At 22.8% G+C, this 17897-nt stretch carries 24 protein-coding genes; 4 read left to right on the top strand and 20 right to left on the bottom strand.

The window, feature by feature from the left end:
• From AACK83_RS05060 to AACK83_RS04980, 17 genes are all read right to left on the bottom strand, one after another.
• The gene (locus AACK83_RS05060) at positions 1-2352 is read right to left on the bottom strand and encodes a hypothetical protein (RefSeq protein WP_338957178.1); all 2352 of its coding nucleotides are present in this window, start codon (positions 2350-2352) and stop codon (positions 1-3) included.
• Positions 2353-2355: 3 nt separating this feature from the next.
• On the bottom strand, positions 2356-4053 hold the full coding sequence (locus AACK83_RS05055; protein WP_338959682.1) for a hypothetical protein: 1698 nt from the start codon (positions 4051-4053) through the stop codon (positions 2356-2358).
• Between the two features lie 14 nt (positions 4054-4067).
• Positions 4068-5249 carry a hypothetical protein gene (locus tag AACK83_RS05050; RefSeq protein WP_338959680.1) on the bottom strand — a complete coding sequence of 394 codons (1182 nt, stop codon included), beginning with the start codon at positions 5247-5249 and terminating at the stop codon, positions 4068-4070.
• 18 nt (positions 5250-5267) lie between these two features.
• The gene (locus AACK83_RS05045) at positions 5268-5642 is read right to left on the bottom strand and encodes a hypothetical protein (protein ID WP_338957002.1); all 375 of its coding nucleotides are present in this window, start codon (positions 5640-5642) and stop codon (positions 5268-5270) included.
• A gap of 17 nt (positions 5643-5659) precedes the next feature.
• The gene (locus AACK83_RS05040; RefSeq protein WP_174480219.1) at positions 5660-5845 is read right to left on the bottom strand and encodes a hypothetical protein; all 186 of its coding nucleotides are present in this window, start codon (positions 5843-5845) and stop codon (positions 5660-5662) included.
• A 17-nt stretch (positions 5846-5862) separates the two neighbouring features.
• Positions 5863-6051: a hypothetical protein gene (locus tag AACK83_RS05035; RefSeq protein ID WP_338957011.1), complete on the bottom strand. Its 189-nt coding sequence runs from the start codon at positions 6049-6051 to the stop codon at positions 5863-5865.
• Positions 6052-6092: 41 nt separating this feature from the next.
• Positions 6093-6251: a hypothetical protein gene (locus AACK83_RS05030; protein ID WP_338957013.1), complete on the bottom strand. Its 159-nt coding sequence runs from the start codon at positions 6249-6251 to the stop codon at positions 6093-6095.
• Between the two features lie 15 nt (positions 6252-6266).
• Positions 6267-7076, bottom strand: coding sequence for a hypothetical protein (locus AACK83_RS05025; RefSeq protein WP_338957014.1), 810 nt, complete (start codon positions 7074-7076; stop codon positions 6267-6269).
• Entirely contained in the window at positions 7063-7263 is a 201-nt protein-coding gene (locus tag AACK83_RS05020) for a hypothetical protein (protein WP_338957016.1), read from the bottom strand. Before AACK83_RS05020 ends, AACK83_RS05025 begins: the two co-directional genes overlap by 14 nt.
• 121 nt (positions 7264-7384) lie before the next feature.
• Positions 7385-7630 carry a hypothetical protein gene (locus AACK83_RS05015; protein WP_286640816.1) on the bottom strand — a complete coding sequence of 82 codons (246 nt, stop codon included), beginning with the start codon at positions 7628-7630 and terminating at the stop codon, positions 7385-7387.
• Complete coding sequence (locus tag AACK83_RS05010) at positions 7630-7884, bottom strand: hypothetical protein (RefSeq protein ID WP_338956667.1); 255 nt, start codon at positions 7882-7884, stop codon at positions 7630-7632. The genes AACK83_RS05015 and AACK83_RS05010 overlap by 1 nt, the downstream gene beginning before the upstream one ends.
• A 221-nt stretch (positions 7885-8105) precedes the next feature.
• Positions 8106-8249: a hypothetical protein gene (locus tag AACK83_RS05005; protein ID WP_338957025.1), complete on the bottom strand. Its 144-nt coding sequence runs from the start codon at positions 8247-8249 to the stop codon at positions 8106-8108.
• Positions 8250-8252: 3 nt separating this feature from the next.
• Positions 8253-8546 carry a hypothetical protein gene (locus AACK83_RS05000; protein WP_338959677.1) on the bottom strand — a complete coding sequence of 98 codons (294 nt, stop codon included), beginning with the start codon at positions 8544-8546 and terminating at the stop codon, positions 8253-8255.
• The gene (locus tag AACK83_RS04995; protein WP_338957028.1) at positions 8536-8973 is read right to left on the bottom strand and encodes a hypothetical protein; all 438 of its coding nucleotides are present in this window, start codon (positions 8971-8973) and stop codon (positions 8536-8538) included. The genes AACK83_RS05000 and AACK83_RS04995 overlap by 11 nt, the downstream gene beginning before the upstream one ends.
• Positions 8974-8976: 3 nt before the next feature.
• Positions 8977-9384, bottom strand: coding sequence for a hypothetical protein (locus AACK83_RS04990; protein WP_338957031.1), 408 nt, complete (start codon positions 9382-9384; stop codon positions 8977-8979).
• Between the two features lie 16 nt (positions 9385-9400).
• Positions 9401-9553, bottom strand: a complete 153-nt coding sequence (locus AACK83_RS04985) for a hypothetical protein (protein ID WP_338957033.1) — start codon at positions 9551-9553, stop codon at positions 9401-9403.
• A gap of 14 nt (positions 9554-9567) precedes the next feature.
• Positions 9568-9711, bottom strand: a complete 144-nt coding sequence (locus AACK83_RS04980; RefSeq protein WP_338957035.1) for a hypothetical protein — start codon at positions 9709-9711, stop codon at positions 9568-9570.
• A gap of 784 nt (positions 9712-10495) precedes the next feature.
• Here AACK83_RS04980 and AACK83_RS04975 point away from each other — a divergent pair.
• Positions 10496-10912 (top strand): hypothetical protein, encoded by a 417-nt coding sequence (locus tag AACK83_RS04975; protein WP_338959675.1) that lies wholly within the window; start codon positions 10496-10498, stop codon positions 10910-10912.
• A gap of 272 nt (positions 10913-11184) precedes the next feature.
• Here AACK83_RS04975 and AACK83_RS04970 read toward each other — a convergent pair whose 3' ends face one another.
• The 3 genes from AACK83_RS04970 to AACK83_RS04960 all read right to left on the bottom strand — a co-directional run bounded on the left by AACK83_RS04970 (position 11185) and on the right by AACK83_RS04960 (position 14696).
• On the bottom strand, positions 11185-11340 hold the full coding sequence (locus tag AACK83_RS04970) for a hypothetical protein (RefSeq protein WP_174479916.1): 156 nt from the start codon (positions 11338-11340) through the stop codon (positions 11185-11187).
• A 157-nt stretch (positions 11341-11497) separates the two neighbouring features.
• A complete protein-coding gene (locus AACK83_RS04965) occupies positions 11498-13669 on the bottom strand; it encodes a hypothetical protein (protein WP_338959673.1) in 2172 nt (723 codons plus the stop codon).
• 166 nt (positions 13670-13835) lie between these two features.
• The gene (locus AACK83_RS04960) at positions 13836-14696 is read right to left on the bottom strand and encodes a ribonuclease HIII (RefSeq protein ID WP_252319664.1); all 861 of its coding nucleotides are present in this window, start codon (positions 14694-14696) and stop codon (positions 13836-13838) included.
• Positions 14697-14827: 131 nt separating this feature from the next.
• Here AACK83_RS04960 and acpS point away from each other — a divergent pair, with 131 nt between their 5' ends.
• The 3 genes from acpS to AACK83_RS04945 all read left to right on the top strand — a co-directional run bounded on the left by acpS (position 14828) and on the right by AACK83_RS04945 (position 17882).
• Positions 14828-15148 (top strand): holo-ACP synthase, encoded by a 321-nt coding sequence (gene acpS, locus AACK83_RS04955; RefSeq protein ID WP_174479919.1) that lies wholly within the window; start codon positions 14828-14830, stop codon positions 15146-15148.
• Between the two features lie 28 nt (positions 15149-15176).
• A complete protein-coding gene (locus AACK83_RS04950) occupies positions 15177-16484 on the top strand; it encodes a thymidine phosphorylase (protein WP_338959669.1) in 1308 nt (435 codons plus the stop codon).
• A gap of 75 nt (positions 16485-16559) precedes the next feature.
• Positions 16560-17882: a hypothetical protein gene (locus AACK83_RS04945; RefSeq protein ID WP_338959667.1), complete on the top strand. Its 1323-nt coding sequence runs from the start codon at positions 16560-16562 to the stop codon at positions 17880-17882.
• The last annotated feature ends 15 nt before the right edge of the window (positions 17883-17897 follow it).

Below are 17897 nucleotides of genomic sequence, written 5' to 3'. Positions count from 1 at the left end.
TTATTCCTGTAATTCTTCTAATTTTCATACATTACCTTTTAAATTACCTTTTCCACTATAAATAGTAATCAATTTAGCATGTTGAACTGATAAAATTACTATATTAACACTATCATTAAAGGTTTGTATTGGTACACCAGCAATTTTGTTATCCGTTATAATAAATTCTTGAATAGTATAAACTGGATTATATATACTTCAAGAATAATAAACTCTATAATGTTTATTAACTATAAAATCATAAGTAATTTGTCAATTATCTCATTTATTTTTTTCTCTTGTTCCTACATCTTTTCATTGTTGATTATTTGGACTTGGTGTTGGATTATCTGGTAATTCAATATCTCAACAATTTTCTTCAACTTCATTTGTTTCTAAACTTTTTGAATTAATTTTTATTTTTGGTGTAACATCAACTTTAATTGTATTTTGTAATTCTTCTAATGAAAGAATAGCACCATAATTAATATCTCCACCTTTTAAATATAAACTACAATTAAAACTACTTTCTCTAACAGTTAAAGTTAATATTACATCTTCATCTTTAATTTTAAATTTTGCAAGTAAATAATCTCCACCTAAATAATTACCAGTTTTAAATTCTACTTTATGCTTTATATTTGCTTGATTTACTGGTAATTCATCTAATGTTATAATTACTCTATATACAGTATTAAAATTAATTTCAAACGTATCTCATTCACGATTATTTTTACTTTTACTTATTACTTTTCATATTTCTTTATCTTGTTTTTTATCAATATTTGCTTTATTTTCATTAATAGCACCAGCAACAGTTTTATTAATAGTTTCTAAATTAGGGATTTCTTGACTTACAGCATTCAATTGAAATGCAATAGGGAATTGTGACTTTACATCTTCTAATTTTTTATCAATTTCTGGTTTTGTATAATATTTAGTTGGGTCAACTCCACCACCACTATCTTTAATTCATTGTTTAATAAATTTAGTTGGTGGAATATCTAAATCACCCGTAAATAAACCAGTTCCTAATTCTCTATATTGTAAAACTTTATAAGTAATATCTTCTTTAATTAAAGATAATTTATCTTGTTTTTTATCTAATAAATTATTAGTTTCTAGTTTTGTATAATAATCACGTTCAGTATTTTCTTCTGCTATAAATTCAGTTGGTGTTCCAGTACCTTGATATTGATATATATTATGAATTATTGGTGTATACTTTTTTGTGCTATTAGCAACAATAAATTTTATTAAATTATCATCATATAATAACATTACTTTGTCAATATTAACATCAATTTTTTCAATTATTATTTGTCTATTTTCTATTTGATGATTAGTAATTCTTATATTAGATTTAGTTAATTTATTATTACTTATAATAAGTTGTTTACTATCGATAAAATAATATGTTCAATCAATAATATATCATATATCTGTTTTAATATTTTCATTTTTAACTTTTTTTCATAAAGGACTAGTTTCAATATTAAATCAATTATTTTTAATATCATCAATATTTTGTTTATTAATATCAACTTTATTTTCTAATAATTTAATACTATTTTCATTAGTAGTAATTCTTTTTTGTTGTTTAGCAGAAAAGTCAGCAGTCGCAGCATGAGTAAAATCACCAATTTGTGGATTATTTTGTAATGCTTCTGGTGGTAATGTACCAATTTCATCAGGTCAATCTAAAATCATTGTTTCAGTTTTTGGGTCATAATCAGTTGCAACATAACCTTTATTTATAAAGTTTGTAACACGACCCCTATATATCTCATTTTCGTTATCATTAACTAAATCATCATATAATTTTATTTGTTTTGATAATGTAAATTCTTTTTGTTCTTTAATTAATTCATCAACTTGATTTCTAGTATAAAATACTTTTAAGTCAATTTTTTCAATATCTATTTCATCTTGATTATAATTTGAAAATACTTGTTTTAATTCTGTTAATCTTGCTCATATTTTCATTCTACTTGGTGCTAAATCTCAAACATTAATTGTAGGAATACTACTTGCATTAAATGATGTACCATTATTGAATTGAATAGTAGCATCAACATTAAATTCAATTGGTGTACGATTAAATACTCAATGTTCAACCATTACATAAACCATATCTCTTAATGTTTCTTTAATTAATTCATCTTTAAAACTATCAAAAGGAAATTTAGATAAAATAAAATCAAGATAAGCATTAATATCATTTTGAGCGCGAATAGCAAAAGTTGTAAATCAGTCTTTTACATTAGGTCATGTATTTATATATTGCGGTGGAGTTTCTGTAATTTTTCCAGTTAATGGATATCAGTTATTATAATTTTCAAGACTGACATCAGTTCAAAGTTTATTAATCATAATTTATCATTCCTTAAAAAATGCTTTTTTATAATGTTTAGTTTTTGTTTTAGTTTTCCTATGTGATATATGGATAATTTCTTTTTGTAATTTTTTCTTACCTTTTTCTACAACTTGACTATATGCAAATTTTTCTAAATGATGTAATAGTCCAGTACCAAATAAAGTATTAACTGAAAATTTTAAACCAACACTTTTAAATGATTTATTAATATTTTCAATAGGATTATTAATAACATTTACTACTTTATGATAAGTTCTAATAGTTCTAAATATTTCTCTATATACTTTAAAACTATCTCTAATTACTTGTTGCACCACTGGTGGAGCAAATGCTATTGCTTTTAATCATTTATTACGATTAACACCATAACCAATGTATCAACCACTATATCAACGATATCAATGAAATGGATGTATTTGAGTAACAAAAGTTTTTGCTTTAAGAATACTATCAACAACTGTAATTGGTTTATACTTAGGATTACGATGATAAATAGTAATTGCACATTTGTCTAATGATAAAGGTTGAATTTTACAACCCATAAATACTGGTGAATTTAGTGGAATTAATTGTGCATGTTTAATTGCTCTTTTTTCTGCACTAGTAAATAAATCTGTTGCTTTTTCTTTTAATTTATTAATTTTTTCAAATGCTTGTTTTTCTAATTTTTCAAATTTTTCTTGTAATTTATATATACTTTCTCGTAATTTTTCAAAATATGGTGTATCTTTTCAAAATTTATTTAAACCTTTTTTTAAATAAAATCTAATATCAAAATACTTAAAAATTTTATTTGCATTTAAAACAATTTTATGAATTGAACTATTTTTAAAATTAAATTTAATAGCATTAGCACGAATTTTTTGTAAATCTAAAATTAAAGATTTTCCATATCTATTCTCTGTATGTATTGTATGAACTAAATTTAATCAATCATGTTGGTTCATTTTTAATACTTCTTTTAATTCAGTATTATATTTTTTTAAAAAGTTATTTGCTTTTTCAATATCTTTAATTTTAAACTTTGGAGTTAATTGTGGACTTAATTTTATTAATGTATTTTGTAATGATAAATATTCTTTTATTTGTTGTGATTTTAAAGATTTAAAATTATTTTTAAATTGTTTTTCAGCAACATAACCTAAATTTTGTGTTATTGTTTCACGATTAGGTGCCAAACTATAATTAAATAAATAACGTTTATTACCAATGATTTTATCTGTTAAAATTTCTTTTCCACTTACTTGACTAATAATTTCTTGTAAATTTTTTGCTTCTTTAACACCAATTTGTTCTAATGTTTTAGTTTTTTGTGCTAACTTAATAAATTTAGTAGTACGATAACCACGACTAATTTTATTAATTCCAACAAATGCAGGTAATATATTAAAAAAAGTATTTAATGGTGTTACATTTCCTTTTAAATAATCATAAACTTGATTAATAGTAAAATCAGTTGTAGCATAAATACCAAAATTAATAGTACTTGCAATAAAATCACTTGCACCTAATCCAAGTGCTATACTTTCACTTAAACCACCAGTAAAAGGAGCAAGTGCTACTGCTATTACTTGTACACCAATCATTTCTAAAATTTCTCATCAAAAACTTTTATTTTCTTGTTGGTTACTTGTTCTAGTATGTTTTGGTTTATTTATGTTTAAAAGTATTGCTGTACTAGTTGTACCAATTGGCATGATATTAATTTCCTTTATTTAAGAGTTATTTTAATTGGATTTGTTGTTCCTTTATAATTTAAGTCATTAATATTTGCAGTAATAGTTATATATAAGTCACCTGCTTTTTGTTTTTGATTACTTACATTAGTTTTTCCTTGTGCATCACTAAAATATTTAATAGTTGGATTTGTTAAATTTGGATTTAATGATTTAAGTTCATTAGTACTTTTTATTTCTGTATTTAATTCATTGTTATTGTTATTACCATTTGCAGTAATATCAGTTGTTAAATTTGTAATCTTAGTTTTTAAATCATTTTTATCATTATTAACAATTGCACATAACATTCAGCGTGAAGTTGTTTCTTCATCTGTTATATAGGGTATTGATTCACCAGTTACTTCTCCACCAACTAAATATTTTCTTCCAACTTTACCATCAGCAATATCTTGAACATATACAACTGTATTTTGTAACATATATCTTTTCATTGCTCTTGGTGTTGCTAAAACAAAAGACATAATTTTAGTTTCATTATTATCAGTAAATGTCATATAATCATCCATTACAATTTGACATAGTACACCTTTAATATATAAATCATTTCCATTTAATCTTAATTGTTGAGCAATCTGATTATCAGTAATTAATCCTTTATTATTAGCTAAATAAACAATACTATCATAAAGATTATTAGTAATAAAAAAACGACAATTATTACTATTTCTTAGTTGAAATAAAGTATTTCAAGCATCTAACATTGATTTTAAATATCCTACTGGTGATTTATCAGTAATGTCTATTTTAGTTGCATATTTTGCAATTACATTTGTATCATTATTTGCTAAATAATCTGCTAAGTCATTAGCAACTTCATATTGCATTGTATTTAATAAATTTTGTCCATTTTCAGCATTTAAATCAACATTAGCAATTATTTCACCCGCAACTGCTTCTTCTTTAATTTCTTTTAAAATTTTAATAGTTTCAGCATAACTAACATCTAATCCTTTGCTTTTATCATTTCATTTTAATACTTTAATTTCTGAATTTTTTGGTTTTTTAACTATAAATTCAATTTTTGTTGAATTAACCATTTCGATAGGAAAAAAACTTGCTCATGGTGAATTTGATTGTTTATAAAATTCTATAAACTCTGGTGCTTCTACTAATTTTTCGGTATTATCTAAATTTTTATTGAATTGTATTGCCATTTTTTGATTTCCTTTCTGTTATAAATTATTATTTTTTTTATAATCCAATAATGTACTTTTTATTGAACTTGGTTGATTTGTTATTATTGTTTGTGGTTTGCCACCTGTATTAATTGTTTCTTTAAATACTGGTTGTTCTTTAATGATTTTTTTAATAGTTTCTTCAATTTTTGAATTTTCTAAATTATTAGTTTTAAATTTTAAAAAATCATAAAATTCACTTTTAACTTGATATTTTTTAAATATATTAATTATTTCTTTTTCTTTAATTTCTTGATTAAGTTTATTTAACTTATTTTCTGCTTCATTAACTTTATTTTCTATTTCTTGTTGAGCATTATTTTCAGTTAAAGGTTCAGTTGTTTGTTGAACATTATTTTCATTTTCTAACATTTAACATTCTCCTAATCTTATCCCAATAATCAATCTTTAACTAATTGTGGCATTTCACTTATTAGTTTTTTATAATCATTAACAGCATTTTCTAATGTATTGATATCAGAAAATTTAAAACAATTATCAATATGTAAATCAAAATCTCTATCAATACTGATATCTTGTTTTCTATATTTTTCATTAAATTCAATTTTTGTCATATTATTTTTCTCCTTTATTATTTATTTTCTTTATTAATCTTTTCATTTAATTTTGCTAATTTTTTTTGATGTTTGATAATTTTGTTATTTGCTCTAACATGTTTTGGAGTTGTAATAAATCGTTTTAATAAAACAATAATTTCTCTGCAAATTAATATACCAGTGCTTATTCCAATTGTTTCAAGTGCTTTTAAAAATTCTTTCATTTTTATATTTTCCTTTCAATTTTTTATTTTTTTATTTTTGATTATTCATCAAATTCACCTTTATTAATTTTTTCAATCATATATTTTGTGTCTATTAAAATATTTTTAGCTATACCTTCATTCAGTCGTATTTCTTGTAAATCTTTTTCATGTTGTTTTAATTTATCATTGTAATATTCAAGTAATTTTTCTTTATTCATTATTTTTCACCTCCTTTATAAACTCATGTGATTATAATCTCAATTTAATGAAGCATTATCATTATTTAATAGTGCTTCGCTTATATTACCACTACCATATTGACTTGATGTTTCACTATTAATAGTAAATCTATTATCATTTATTAATCTTGCAGTTTCATTTGTAAATGAAGTTTCTTGCATTTCTCTATTATGATTTGTTTCTATTGGAAGTAAATTATGGATAATTTCACTTACACCAGCAATTATGGTAGGTACTGCATAAGAATTATTAAAATCATTATTAATACCCATAGCAACATCACTTGATATTAAACATCCACCAGTTGCCATATTACAAATTTTTCTTATTGCTTCAAATTTATTAGGTATTAATTCTAGAATTCCACTAATAAGATTTGATATACCATAAGCATTTAAACTAATATATGTATCTCAATCCATTAATGACTGATTTTCTTGTTTATTTAATAGTAATCATGGAGGACCTTCTGTTGTAGTTGTAGTAGTTATTGGAGTTGGTGTTGTTGGAATAATAGGATTAATATTATTTTCTGTTCATTTACTATAATTTGCTAAACCAATTGTTCCTAAACCTAAAATAATTTTTTTAGAACTATTAATTAATTTAGTTTTTGTATTTGGTCTTTGATTTAAATTTCATATATCTAAACCTAATTTTTTACCAAATAATAAACTATTAATTGAACCTAATATTGGATTTGCAATTACTTGACCATAATAAGCACTTGTACCAATCATTGCACAAATAGGACTTATACCAGTTCTAATTAATTTAGTTAAAGTATAATTATTTGTTTCCATTTTTTTCTCCTTGTATTTCTAATTGTAATAATTTTTCTAAAACATAATTATTTTTATCAAATTCTCTAATAAGTCATTTTTTTGTTTCTTTTCTATTATTAGTACAAAGAATTAATCTTTCTATCATATTAATTAATTCTTTTTTATCTGCTCTATCAAAAATTACTTTTAAAATTTCATCTAACATAATTTATTCTCCTTTATTTGTTTTTATCAGTTCTCTTATAACATCTAATAAGGAATCTACTACATAAGAATTTAATTCAAATTCATAATTTCTAATTTTAATTTTTTCCTTTTGCATTTGTTTATTCTCCTTTAATTTCTAATTTTTTAACTGTTACTTTAATTCAACCTTGATAAACATCATTATCACCAACTATTAATGCAACATTACTTTCGGGGTCAGAAACAATTATGTGTTTTGATTTAACATTTGGATATTGTCTTAAAATAATTGCTCTAATATCATTACTTGTATGAATTGCTTTTGGAAATGGTGATAATATTTCAATTTCATCTTTATTTTCAAACAAAGTAGGTAATATTATCATTAATGAAGTTCTCCATTTTCTATAAACTCAATTAATTTATAATAAGCAGTAAGTTTACCTGCTTCTTTTAATGAATCACATAAACAAATACTAATTTGCTTATTCAATCAGATAATTAATTTTTCATTATATTTATTAATTACTTTTTGTTTAAACTCTTCTCTTAATTTTTCTATATTATATAAATGTTCTTCAGTTATTTCTTTATTACGTTTTTTATTATATTCATTAATAATTTCTTGGTCTTTATTCACTATCTATTTCTCCTTATTTTTATTTAAATTATTAACTATTATTTCTAAACATGTCATACATCAATTTTTACTTAATCAGATTCTTTTATTACATTTTTTACATTTATTCATTATTAAATTCACCATTAATTATTTTTTACAATAAAATATCAAGTATCAAATCTATTTCTGTACCGTTATAGAATTTTTGTTGTTTTTTAATATAATTAATTAATTTTTCTTTATTCATTATTTAGTTCTTTCATTAAATTTTTATGTTTTTCAATGATTTCATTATGTTTTTTTAGTTCTTCTTTATAACTATCACTTTCAATAATTTTTAAAGTTTCTTTTATTTTTTTCATGTATCATTCATCAAAATTCATTATTTATTCCTTTCATTTTTTAAATCATTTAACATTAATTGAACAAAATGCACGATTTTTATGAATATTTAAAGTATTAAAGATTTGACCAGTTACTATAATTTCATCATTTTTGTTTAATAAAATACATCGTTTATAAAATTTTGGGTTATTAAAAATTAAAGTAACATAGTTTAATCCATTTCATTGACCACGAACAGTATAATATAATTGTTTATTACCTTTTTCATGATATTTTACTTCAATAGTATTACTAAGTTTTACTGTTAATTTAACGTAATTTTCTTTATTTTTCATTTTTATAATTCCTTAAATAATATTGAATATGTTTATAAGCATCTTGTTCATGTTTTGTAAATTTTATATTTCCTTTATAATCTTCTATTTTATTTTTGTTTTTTGGTTCATTTTCATGATAATCTCAGTTCATAACATCTTGTACTAATATCATTAAAGCACCAATAACTTTTGGTGTTGCTAATGGATTAGTTAATAACTGTTTTGAACTTAAAAAGAAATTTTCTACAATAACTAATATTTTTTTATTTTTAAATTGTTTTTTAATTAATTTAAAATATTCTTTATATATATTTTTACTTTCTAAAACTGTTTTTGCTTTAAATGTTTCATTAAAAATAATATTATTAGTTTCATTTGAGTATATAACAATTCCATTATTACCAATACCAGCAGGGTCAATACCAATGATTAATTCGTATTGCATTTATTAATCATCTCTACATCAATCACAAACATATCCATATGATTTTGTATAATCTAAATGTTTTTCAATATCATAATTATCTTCATATTTTTTAGTATTATGTTGTTCTGCTTCTAATTCTGTTTTAAAGTGATAAAGCATATTGATTTTGTTATCTTCATATAATTCATTACATTCAACACATCTTTTTCTTCTTTTTTTAGTTTTATTCATAATCAAAATATCCTTTTCAATTATTTTTGCTGTTTGTTTAAGGTATTTAGGTAGTTTGTGATAACAACTGTCACATATTAAATAAGGTATTGGTCAATTTTTATATTTAATAGTTTTAGTAGAATTATTAATACAATCTTTTCAAACTTTATTTTTACAAATTCTTAATTCACATTTTTTATTTTCATTAATATTCATAACTTTATTTATTTCTTTAATTTTTACTTACAGTAATTAATAAAATTATTAATCCAATTAAAGTTGAAATTAAAGTAATAATTATTTTTATTTTTAATCACTTTTTTTGATGTTCTTTTGCTATTTTGATTTTTTGTTCTATTAATTCTTTCTTTTCTTTTTCTTCCATTTTTACTTTCTTTTCTAATATATTCTGTTGCTTGTAGCATAAAGAATATATATTTTTATTTTTATATTATTAATACTATTAGTTTTATTCATTCCAGAAATTCTGGGCTCAAAAATAAATTGTGAAATTTTAAAAAGAAATCGAGGCATTCGATTCAATATTTATTTAATTTGTGTTAAACAAATTAATATTTTAATTGAACCGGCACCGCTCAATTTTTTTTACAAGTTTGAAATTTATTTTTTCGCCCAAAAAAATTTTCAAAAAAAATAAAACCAACGCTTGCTCACTGGGGGGTGGCAAGGTTGGTTAAATAAAGAATAGAATTAATATAGTAGGTTCCCTAGTAGGTCTATATATACTAGTTTCCAATTCGCTCCCACCCCAAGAATTACCATTACTGGTTAGTATATTTTATTAGGTATCACTCCACTTTTTATTTATCCATGCAAGTCCACATGTTTTGGCCACTATTTTTAACAACTGTGTTGTAGTTCACTGTTTTAATTCCCTAACACGTGTTGATAATAGTGTTAAAGAGGGTTATTAATTATTAACTTTCTCCTACTTGGTCACTGCGTGTAGTAGATATTTAAAGGGTGTTAATAATAAAAATTTTAAAATTTTACAATTACAAAAAAAGACAAGATTATTTCTTGTCTTTTTCCTTTGAGAATAATTTTTATTTTATCTTATAAAATCTATATTTTTTAAAATACGTCGAATATAAATTTAAGGGTAAAAGAGAATTTAATTTGTCTATCATCATTTTGAAATGGTAATATTCAAAAGAATTTATTTATCTAGTAATTTATCTTCCTACTTTTTTGGGAACCTCCCTAATATCATTATGATATTAAATTAAATATATTTGCTATTAATTGAGAATATAATAATTATAATTTAGTAGTTGCTGGGGATGGTGCATTATGAATTAGAGCAATGGCTAGTTGATTGGGTTGTTATTATATTTTAGATAAATATCATGCTTATAGTTATTTATGAAAATCTTTTGTTAATGTTCGTGGTAAACATCAAAAAAAAGCACTTGATTGAACAAAGTATTTAGATGTAACAACTACTTTTTCAAATGGTAATTATAATGGATTAATTACTATTTTAGAAAATAATCATAATAAAGTTACTAAAAAAACTTATAATTATTTTAAAAATAATGAACAAGGAATTATTAATCAAAATGCTGATTGAAATATTGGATGTTCTGCAGAAAGTGATGTATATCATTTTTTAAAATCTTTAACTAATGGAGCAAAAATATATAATTATCAAACATTAAATAATATATTAATAGCAAAAGCAAATTATTTAAATTATAGAAGTTATCTTAATAGTACTTAAATTAATACAATTTAATATTTTTAAAAACTAATTTTAAGATTAGAATTTTTGTGTTATTTAAATGTAATTTTGTAATTATATTTTTTAACATTTTTAAAATTTATGGTATAATTTAATTAACAAATCATAGAATTTGCAGTTATATTGTTAATATTACTAATAATTCTAAGGGTTAATCTCATACGTCCTTTGACAACCGTCCATATTAAAATTAATCATTTTTATAAAAAAATCACTTAATAATTAAGTGATTTTTTCTTTAAATATTAATTTTATAAAGTTTTTTTATTTTCATTTTTTTTCTTATTTTCGATTTCTTGTTGTTGTCTTTCTTTTTCAGCTTTTTCGGATTCTTTTTTTAATTTATTAGCTGCAATTTTTTCTTTTATTCTTGCTATTTCTTTTTCTCTTTTATTTTTTTCATCCATAAAAATCCCTTTCTCACTACTTTTTTGGTATATTTATTCTTATACATCTAAAATATCCAAAATCAGTGTACATTTTTTAGAAAAAAAATAAATATAAAATATTAAAAAAGTCACTCTTTTTAAAAGAGTGACTAAAAATTAAATTTAAATAGTGCTTTTAATTGAATAGCATTGGATGGTATATTCCTGTACTTGTTGATGGTTGGTTATTTATATCATTTGCAAATTCATATGGATTGTCAATAGAAAATTCTTCTATTGATGTTTCGTCATCAGTTTCTTTTTCATTTGATGATTTTTCTGATTCTATTTGTTGTGATAAAACTTCTTCAATACCAGAATCTTCAAATTCTTCTTCCTGATATTTTTTAAACAATTCATCAAAAGTTGTGAATTTCCCATTGTTTTCTAATTTTTCTAAATGTTTTTCAAGAAAAACTGCTTCTTTTTTAGTAAATCCACAACAACTAGTTAATATTGCTGTTATTTTTTTTATAGTTATTGGTTGATTAAATACATCTTTATAAAAATCAGAAATAGCAAAAGCAATCATATCAATTGCTGTTACACCAATTGAAAATCCTAATGTTGTTCATCTAACAAATTTTTCATAAAATAATTTTGTGGCTTTTTGAAATCCATATTCAGTAACTAATGCAGCTTCTGTTTTAACAGCATTAACAGTACAAGTGACTGATAAAAATAAAGGGATTGCCATTAATATTTTTTTATATCTAGTTTGTTTTTCAACTCATTTTGAAAGTTTTTCAGGACAAAGATTAGTTGGAATTCCTAAGTTTGTTAAACCCGATTTAAAAATATTATTAATTGGTCTCATAACAAAATAACGACTTATATTTGCTGCTAAAGCACCTGTAGTAAAAATGTCTTTCGTGATTCAATCATGTAAATTAAAATCTTCTTTAGAAGTATTTTCTGATGAACCAGTTAGAATAATATGACTACCTGCCCATGTTAGTGTTTCTAAAGTTAAATTAACTAAAAGATTACGTCCTCAATTAGTTACTAATGCTATTGGTTTATTATTTTGTTGTTCCATAGTTTTAATTGTTTTATTTGCTAAAGATATTACTTGTTTAATTTCAATATCATTATTAGCATTATTATTTTCTGTTTGTGAATTAATAATTAGTTTTTTAATTCGTTCAATTTCTTTTTTAAAATTTGGATGATATTCAAATTCTGTTTCTACACAATTTTCAATTTGATTAAATTTCTGTATTAAATCATTAAGTATGGAAATATTTGAAAAATATTTCATTAATTTTTGATGGTCTTCTTCAAATAAAAGTGTTTCAAATATTTCTTTATATTTTTCAAAGTCACTGGTATTAAATTGATTGATTTCAATGGGATTTGTTTTGTTTTTTTTATTAAAAAAAACATCTCGTGATCAACTTGAAGCTGCTGAGGTGAAAAATGTGCCAAGTGCAGTATCAAGTAATACCATAACATAATTTTGTCAATTTCAAAATATAGCATCAATATAATCTTGGGATGTGTGTTCTTTACCATCAATGGGAAAATTAGAAACTACTCTTTGTAAATTTTTACCAGTAAGTCCAATATAAATTTCTAATAATCCTAAAAATTTATATGCAATATTTCTTATTATTCCTGGTTTTGTTTGATCAATAAAATTTTGTATTATTGTTAAATATTTATATAATTTTAATAAAACATTTAAATCTCTATTATTAGAATTTTCTTTAAATAATTTTAATTGTTCATTAAGTGAGTTGGTATTTGTTATAAATTTATTAAGATTATTAATAGTTTTTATAGTAATACCTTCTAAGAATTGATCTTCGGGTGATAATCTTCTTTCTTTTTTTTGAAAAGTTTTTAAATCTAAATTATCATCAATATATTCATCAACATCATTGTATTCTTTTTTATATATTTCTATTGTATTTCTATTAAAGTTTATTTTTAATAATTCTAAAATCACTATAATTACTGTTCCATTTTTTTCAACAAATGTTAGTTTTTGTCAGTATTGATTGTTATTAATGGTAATAGTGCTTTCATTAAAAAAAGTTAAACTATCAAAGTTATTTTTAATTTGGGTTTCATATTTTCAATTTCCATTATCATCGAGTTTTTTTTGTGTTGTTCCTCCATAACGACTACTACAATTTATTCAATTATTTTCTTCACTATCTTCTATTTCGATGATTGTACTTGAACTATTAAGACTTTCAGTACTACTTGAATTACTATTATTTATAGAAGATTGTTGCTGGGTAATTCCATAATTAGTATGTTTATTTTTTTCTAATAAAGGTTTTTTTTCTTCTTTTGGCATTTTATTTTCTCCTTTAAGTATAAAAGTCCTATTTTGTTTATAAAAACAAAATAGGACTTAAAAATATATTTAAACATATATCTGATTTGGATTATATCATTTATTTAATAGTTTTTAAATAAAAAATATCTTTTTATATATAGTTAATAAAAATTAAGTTTTTTATTTATTTAAAAAATTCAGTAAATGATTTTTTGCTATGACGTTCAAGAAATTTATTAAATTCAATTGTTTTTTCATTTTTAATTTTTTCTAAAAATATATTAACTTCTTTTCCAGTACCTAATGGAATTGTATTAGTGTCAATACCTTTTATTTTTTTAATTTCTTCTAAAAATAAATAACGACTAATAATAGTACTACAAGCGATAGCTAAATACTTACTTTCTGCATTAGTAACAAATTGAACTTTATCTTTAATAATTTTATTACGATTATCTTTCATATTTTCAATGTATTTGTAATATGTATCTTCATTAATATATTGATCAATAACTATAGTATCATATTGAATTCTATGTTGTAACATACGAACTAATGCTTGATTTTCTCCTCAGGTTTTAATAATATTGGGGCTATAACCCGCATCAATTCATTGATTATATTTACGATTGTTAATGATTACTGACTCAAAAATAATTGTTTTCATAATATCTTGTGCTAATTCAATAAATTTACTTTGTGATAAGTCTTTATAATCGCGAATGTTAAGTAAACGTAATTTTTCTAAATTACCCGAACCAATATAAGAACTAATAATAACAAGTGGACCAAAAAAATTATTAATACCAAATTCAGCATTGCCAATGACTGGTGATTGATTTTCATCAAGTTGATTTCAAATTCTACGATATTCTGCAATAATATCCTCTTTAGTACCTTTAAAAATAACTTTTTCTTGATAAATTTCAATTGTTATATTATGATATTGAAATAATTCATAACTACTATTTTTATTATCAACTTTATAGTTTTGGTAGTGTTCTTTAATTAATGATTTTTGTTTTTGATTTAAGTAAAATGTCATTAATATACCACCATCTTTTCAAAATTTATTTGATTTATTGAAATTAATATCACACTTTCTTTCATATTAATTATATAATAAAAACAAGGATTTTAGGGTTTTAACCTTTTATTTTATATAAGGAGTTAACAATGCGTAGTGTAGGTATAGATATTATTGAAGTAAATCGAATAGAAAATATTGAAGAATTTGCTAAAAGAATTTTAAGTAAGAAAGAAATTATACTTTTTAATCAATATTCTTTACAACGTCAACAGGAATTTTTGGCAGGAAGATGAGCATTAAAAGAAGCAATTTTTAAGGCATTACCACAAGAAAAGTTAACATTTAAAAATATTGATATTAGTTATAATCAATATAATCAACCAATAACTATCATTAAGAATTATCAATTACTTTTATCTTTATCACATAATGAAACTAATGCAATTGCAATTGCAATTGTTATTTAATAAAAAGAAAGTAAGGTGTTTTATTAAAATGTATATGATTGATTTAATCTCTAAAAAGAAATTAGGACAAAGTTTAAATAAAGAAGAACTAAAATTTTTAACAAAAGGTATTGTCAATGAAACAATACCAGACTATCAAATTAGTGCTTGAGCAATGGCTGTTTATTTTCAGGGAATGACTAATGATGAATTAGTAGAATATACAAAAGCCGTTATTAATAATGGTGAAACCATGGATTTATCACAAATTACTGGTTTTAGTATTGATAAACATTCAACTGGTGGTGTTGGTGATAAAACTAGTTTAGTATTTGGTCCATTAGCTGCTGCTTGTGGATTAAAGGTTGCAAAAATTTCTGGAAGAGGATTGGGTATTACTGGTGGTACTATTGATAAACTGGAAATAATTCCAAATTTTAAATGTGATTTGGAAATATCAGATTTTATTAAAGTTGTTAATAAAGTTGGTATGAGTATTATTAGTCAAACTAGTAATTTAGTGCCTGCTGATAAAAAATTATATGCATTACGTGATGTTTCAGGAACAGTTGATTCATTGCCATTAATTGCTGCTAGTGTTATGTCTAAAAAAATAGCAATGGGTGCTGATTTAATTTTACTAGACATTAAATGTGGAAAAGGTGCCTTTGTTCAGGATATAGTAACTGCAAGAAAGTTAGCAAAATTAATGGTACATATTGGTAAAGCTTTTAATAAAAAAATTTATGCTATTATTAGTGATATGAATAAGCCTTTAGGACAAACAATTGGTAATGCATTAGAATTACAAGAAGTTATTTTAAGTTTAAAAAATAAAGGACCAGAAGATTTGAAAATTCTTGTTAGTAATTTAGTAGCTTTAGCCTTATTGGGAGCTAAAAACGTAAAAACCTTAAAAGAGGGTATTGATAAAGTTAATGCTATGTTTACTAGTGAAAAACCACTACAAATTTTTTATGATTTTGTTAAAAGTCAAGGTGGAGATACTAAATATCTTGATAATATTGATAAATTACCACCAGCTAAATATATTATTAAAGTTAAGGCACAATTATCGGGCTATTTAGATGTTACTAATAATTATGCTTTAGGTGAATTATCAGTAATATTAGGAGCAGGAAGAACTACTAAAACTGATATCATTGATCCAGTGGCAGGAATTTATTTAAAACAAATTCATGGTCAAAAAGTTGAAAAAAATAGTGTAATTATGGAACTCCATACTAATAAAGATCAACATTTTCATCAACAATTTTTAGATTTGGCAATTTCTACATTTCAGATTACTAATAAAAAATACGATATTAAACCAATAATTTTAGAAATAATAATGTAATTTAGTTTAAAATTGTTTATAATGTTACAGTATTTTAAAAAATATTAATTAAATGAAATGATAAGGAGCGTTTTTGTGAAATCTTTATTGAAATTACTGGGCACACTTGCTTTAGCAACAACACCAGTTGTAACAGTTGTTGCTTGTGGTAGTGAAAATAATCAAATGACTCCAAGGGATATTCTTAATTTTGCTGCCTCTTTTGTTACTGATAGTAGTGTGCAAATTAAGGCTGATCTTAATTTATCAGATGATACCAATATAGGAGAAATGAAAGGTAAAATTTTTAGCGAATTAGATACTTCTGTGCAAACAGCTATTGGTAACTTTTTCTCTAGTAAACTTAAAGAAAGTACCAATGAACATCCAACAAATTGATATCACCCTGATGCACATGTCAAAATTATGGACTATGTTCCAAAAAAAGATAATGATAATGATGAAAAAGACAAACCTAAGTTTGTTTTACCAACTGGTAGTGAATTAGTCAATGGTCATTTATGAGTAAAAGCGGAAATCTCTTATTTAAATTTACCATCAGTTACTAAAGATATTAAAATTACAATTAATAATGATACAAGTCATACTAGTGATCAAAAAAAAGCTGATGCAATTAGAGACTTTATTAAAGAAGAAATTACTAAAGGTAATCTAAATATTAATGTTGAAAATTTACCAATAACTGGAGAAATTAAAGGAGCAGAAAAAAAAGAAAAAGAAGAAATTGCTAGAACTCAGTTATCATATATTAAACAAAATTTAAATGTTGCCATTAAAGATAAAGTTCAATATTCTGGTTTAAGTTTAAGTTTTGAATTTTCAGGTGATTTTTCAAATGTTCCTAAATCAACTTTATTTAAAATGACAGATCCAACGGTGACCAATAATGATGATAAATCAATTGTATTTAATGGTAATGTTAGTAATATTACTATTGATTTCTTAGTTGGTAATGATGGTAATTCTACTTTTAATACTGGTGATATTGAAAGTACTACTGCTATTAAGATTAACCAAACTTTTGTTGATGCAACAACACAAATTTCAAAAATATTTTCTGACTGAACAGTTGATACAGTAAAGGAATTACTAAAAGCTTCAGATAAGTATTCAGATTATGACAAAGATGGAAAAATAAAAGAACAAGTTATAACAAATGGTTATTTTGCTAATATTAATAAAATTTATAGTATTCTTGTTCCTAAATGAAATAATGTAATAACTATTACTAATCCTGAAAGTAGATTTAATCTTAATCCTAATGAAAAAAATGGTTATTTTAATTTAAACTTTAAATTAGAATATGATCTAAGTAAAGTCTTTCCAGATATAAAGACAACTTCAAAATTTGAAATATCTGCTGAAAATATTCATATTACGTTACGTGAAGTTAAATAATAATATTTAAAAATA

The sequence above is a fragment of the Spiroplasma endosymbiont of Tiphia femorata genome, assembly GCF_964020225.1.
Classification (GTDB): domain Bacteria; phylum Bacillota_I; class Bacilli_A; order Mycoplasmatales; family VBWQ01; genus Spiroplasma_E.
Note: the sequence above shows the minus strand (reverse complement) of the source record. Positions and strands in the feature narration are given on the sequence as shown.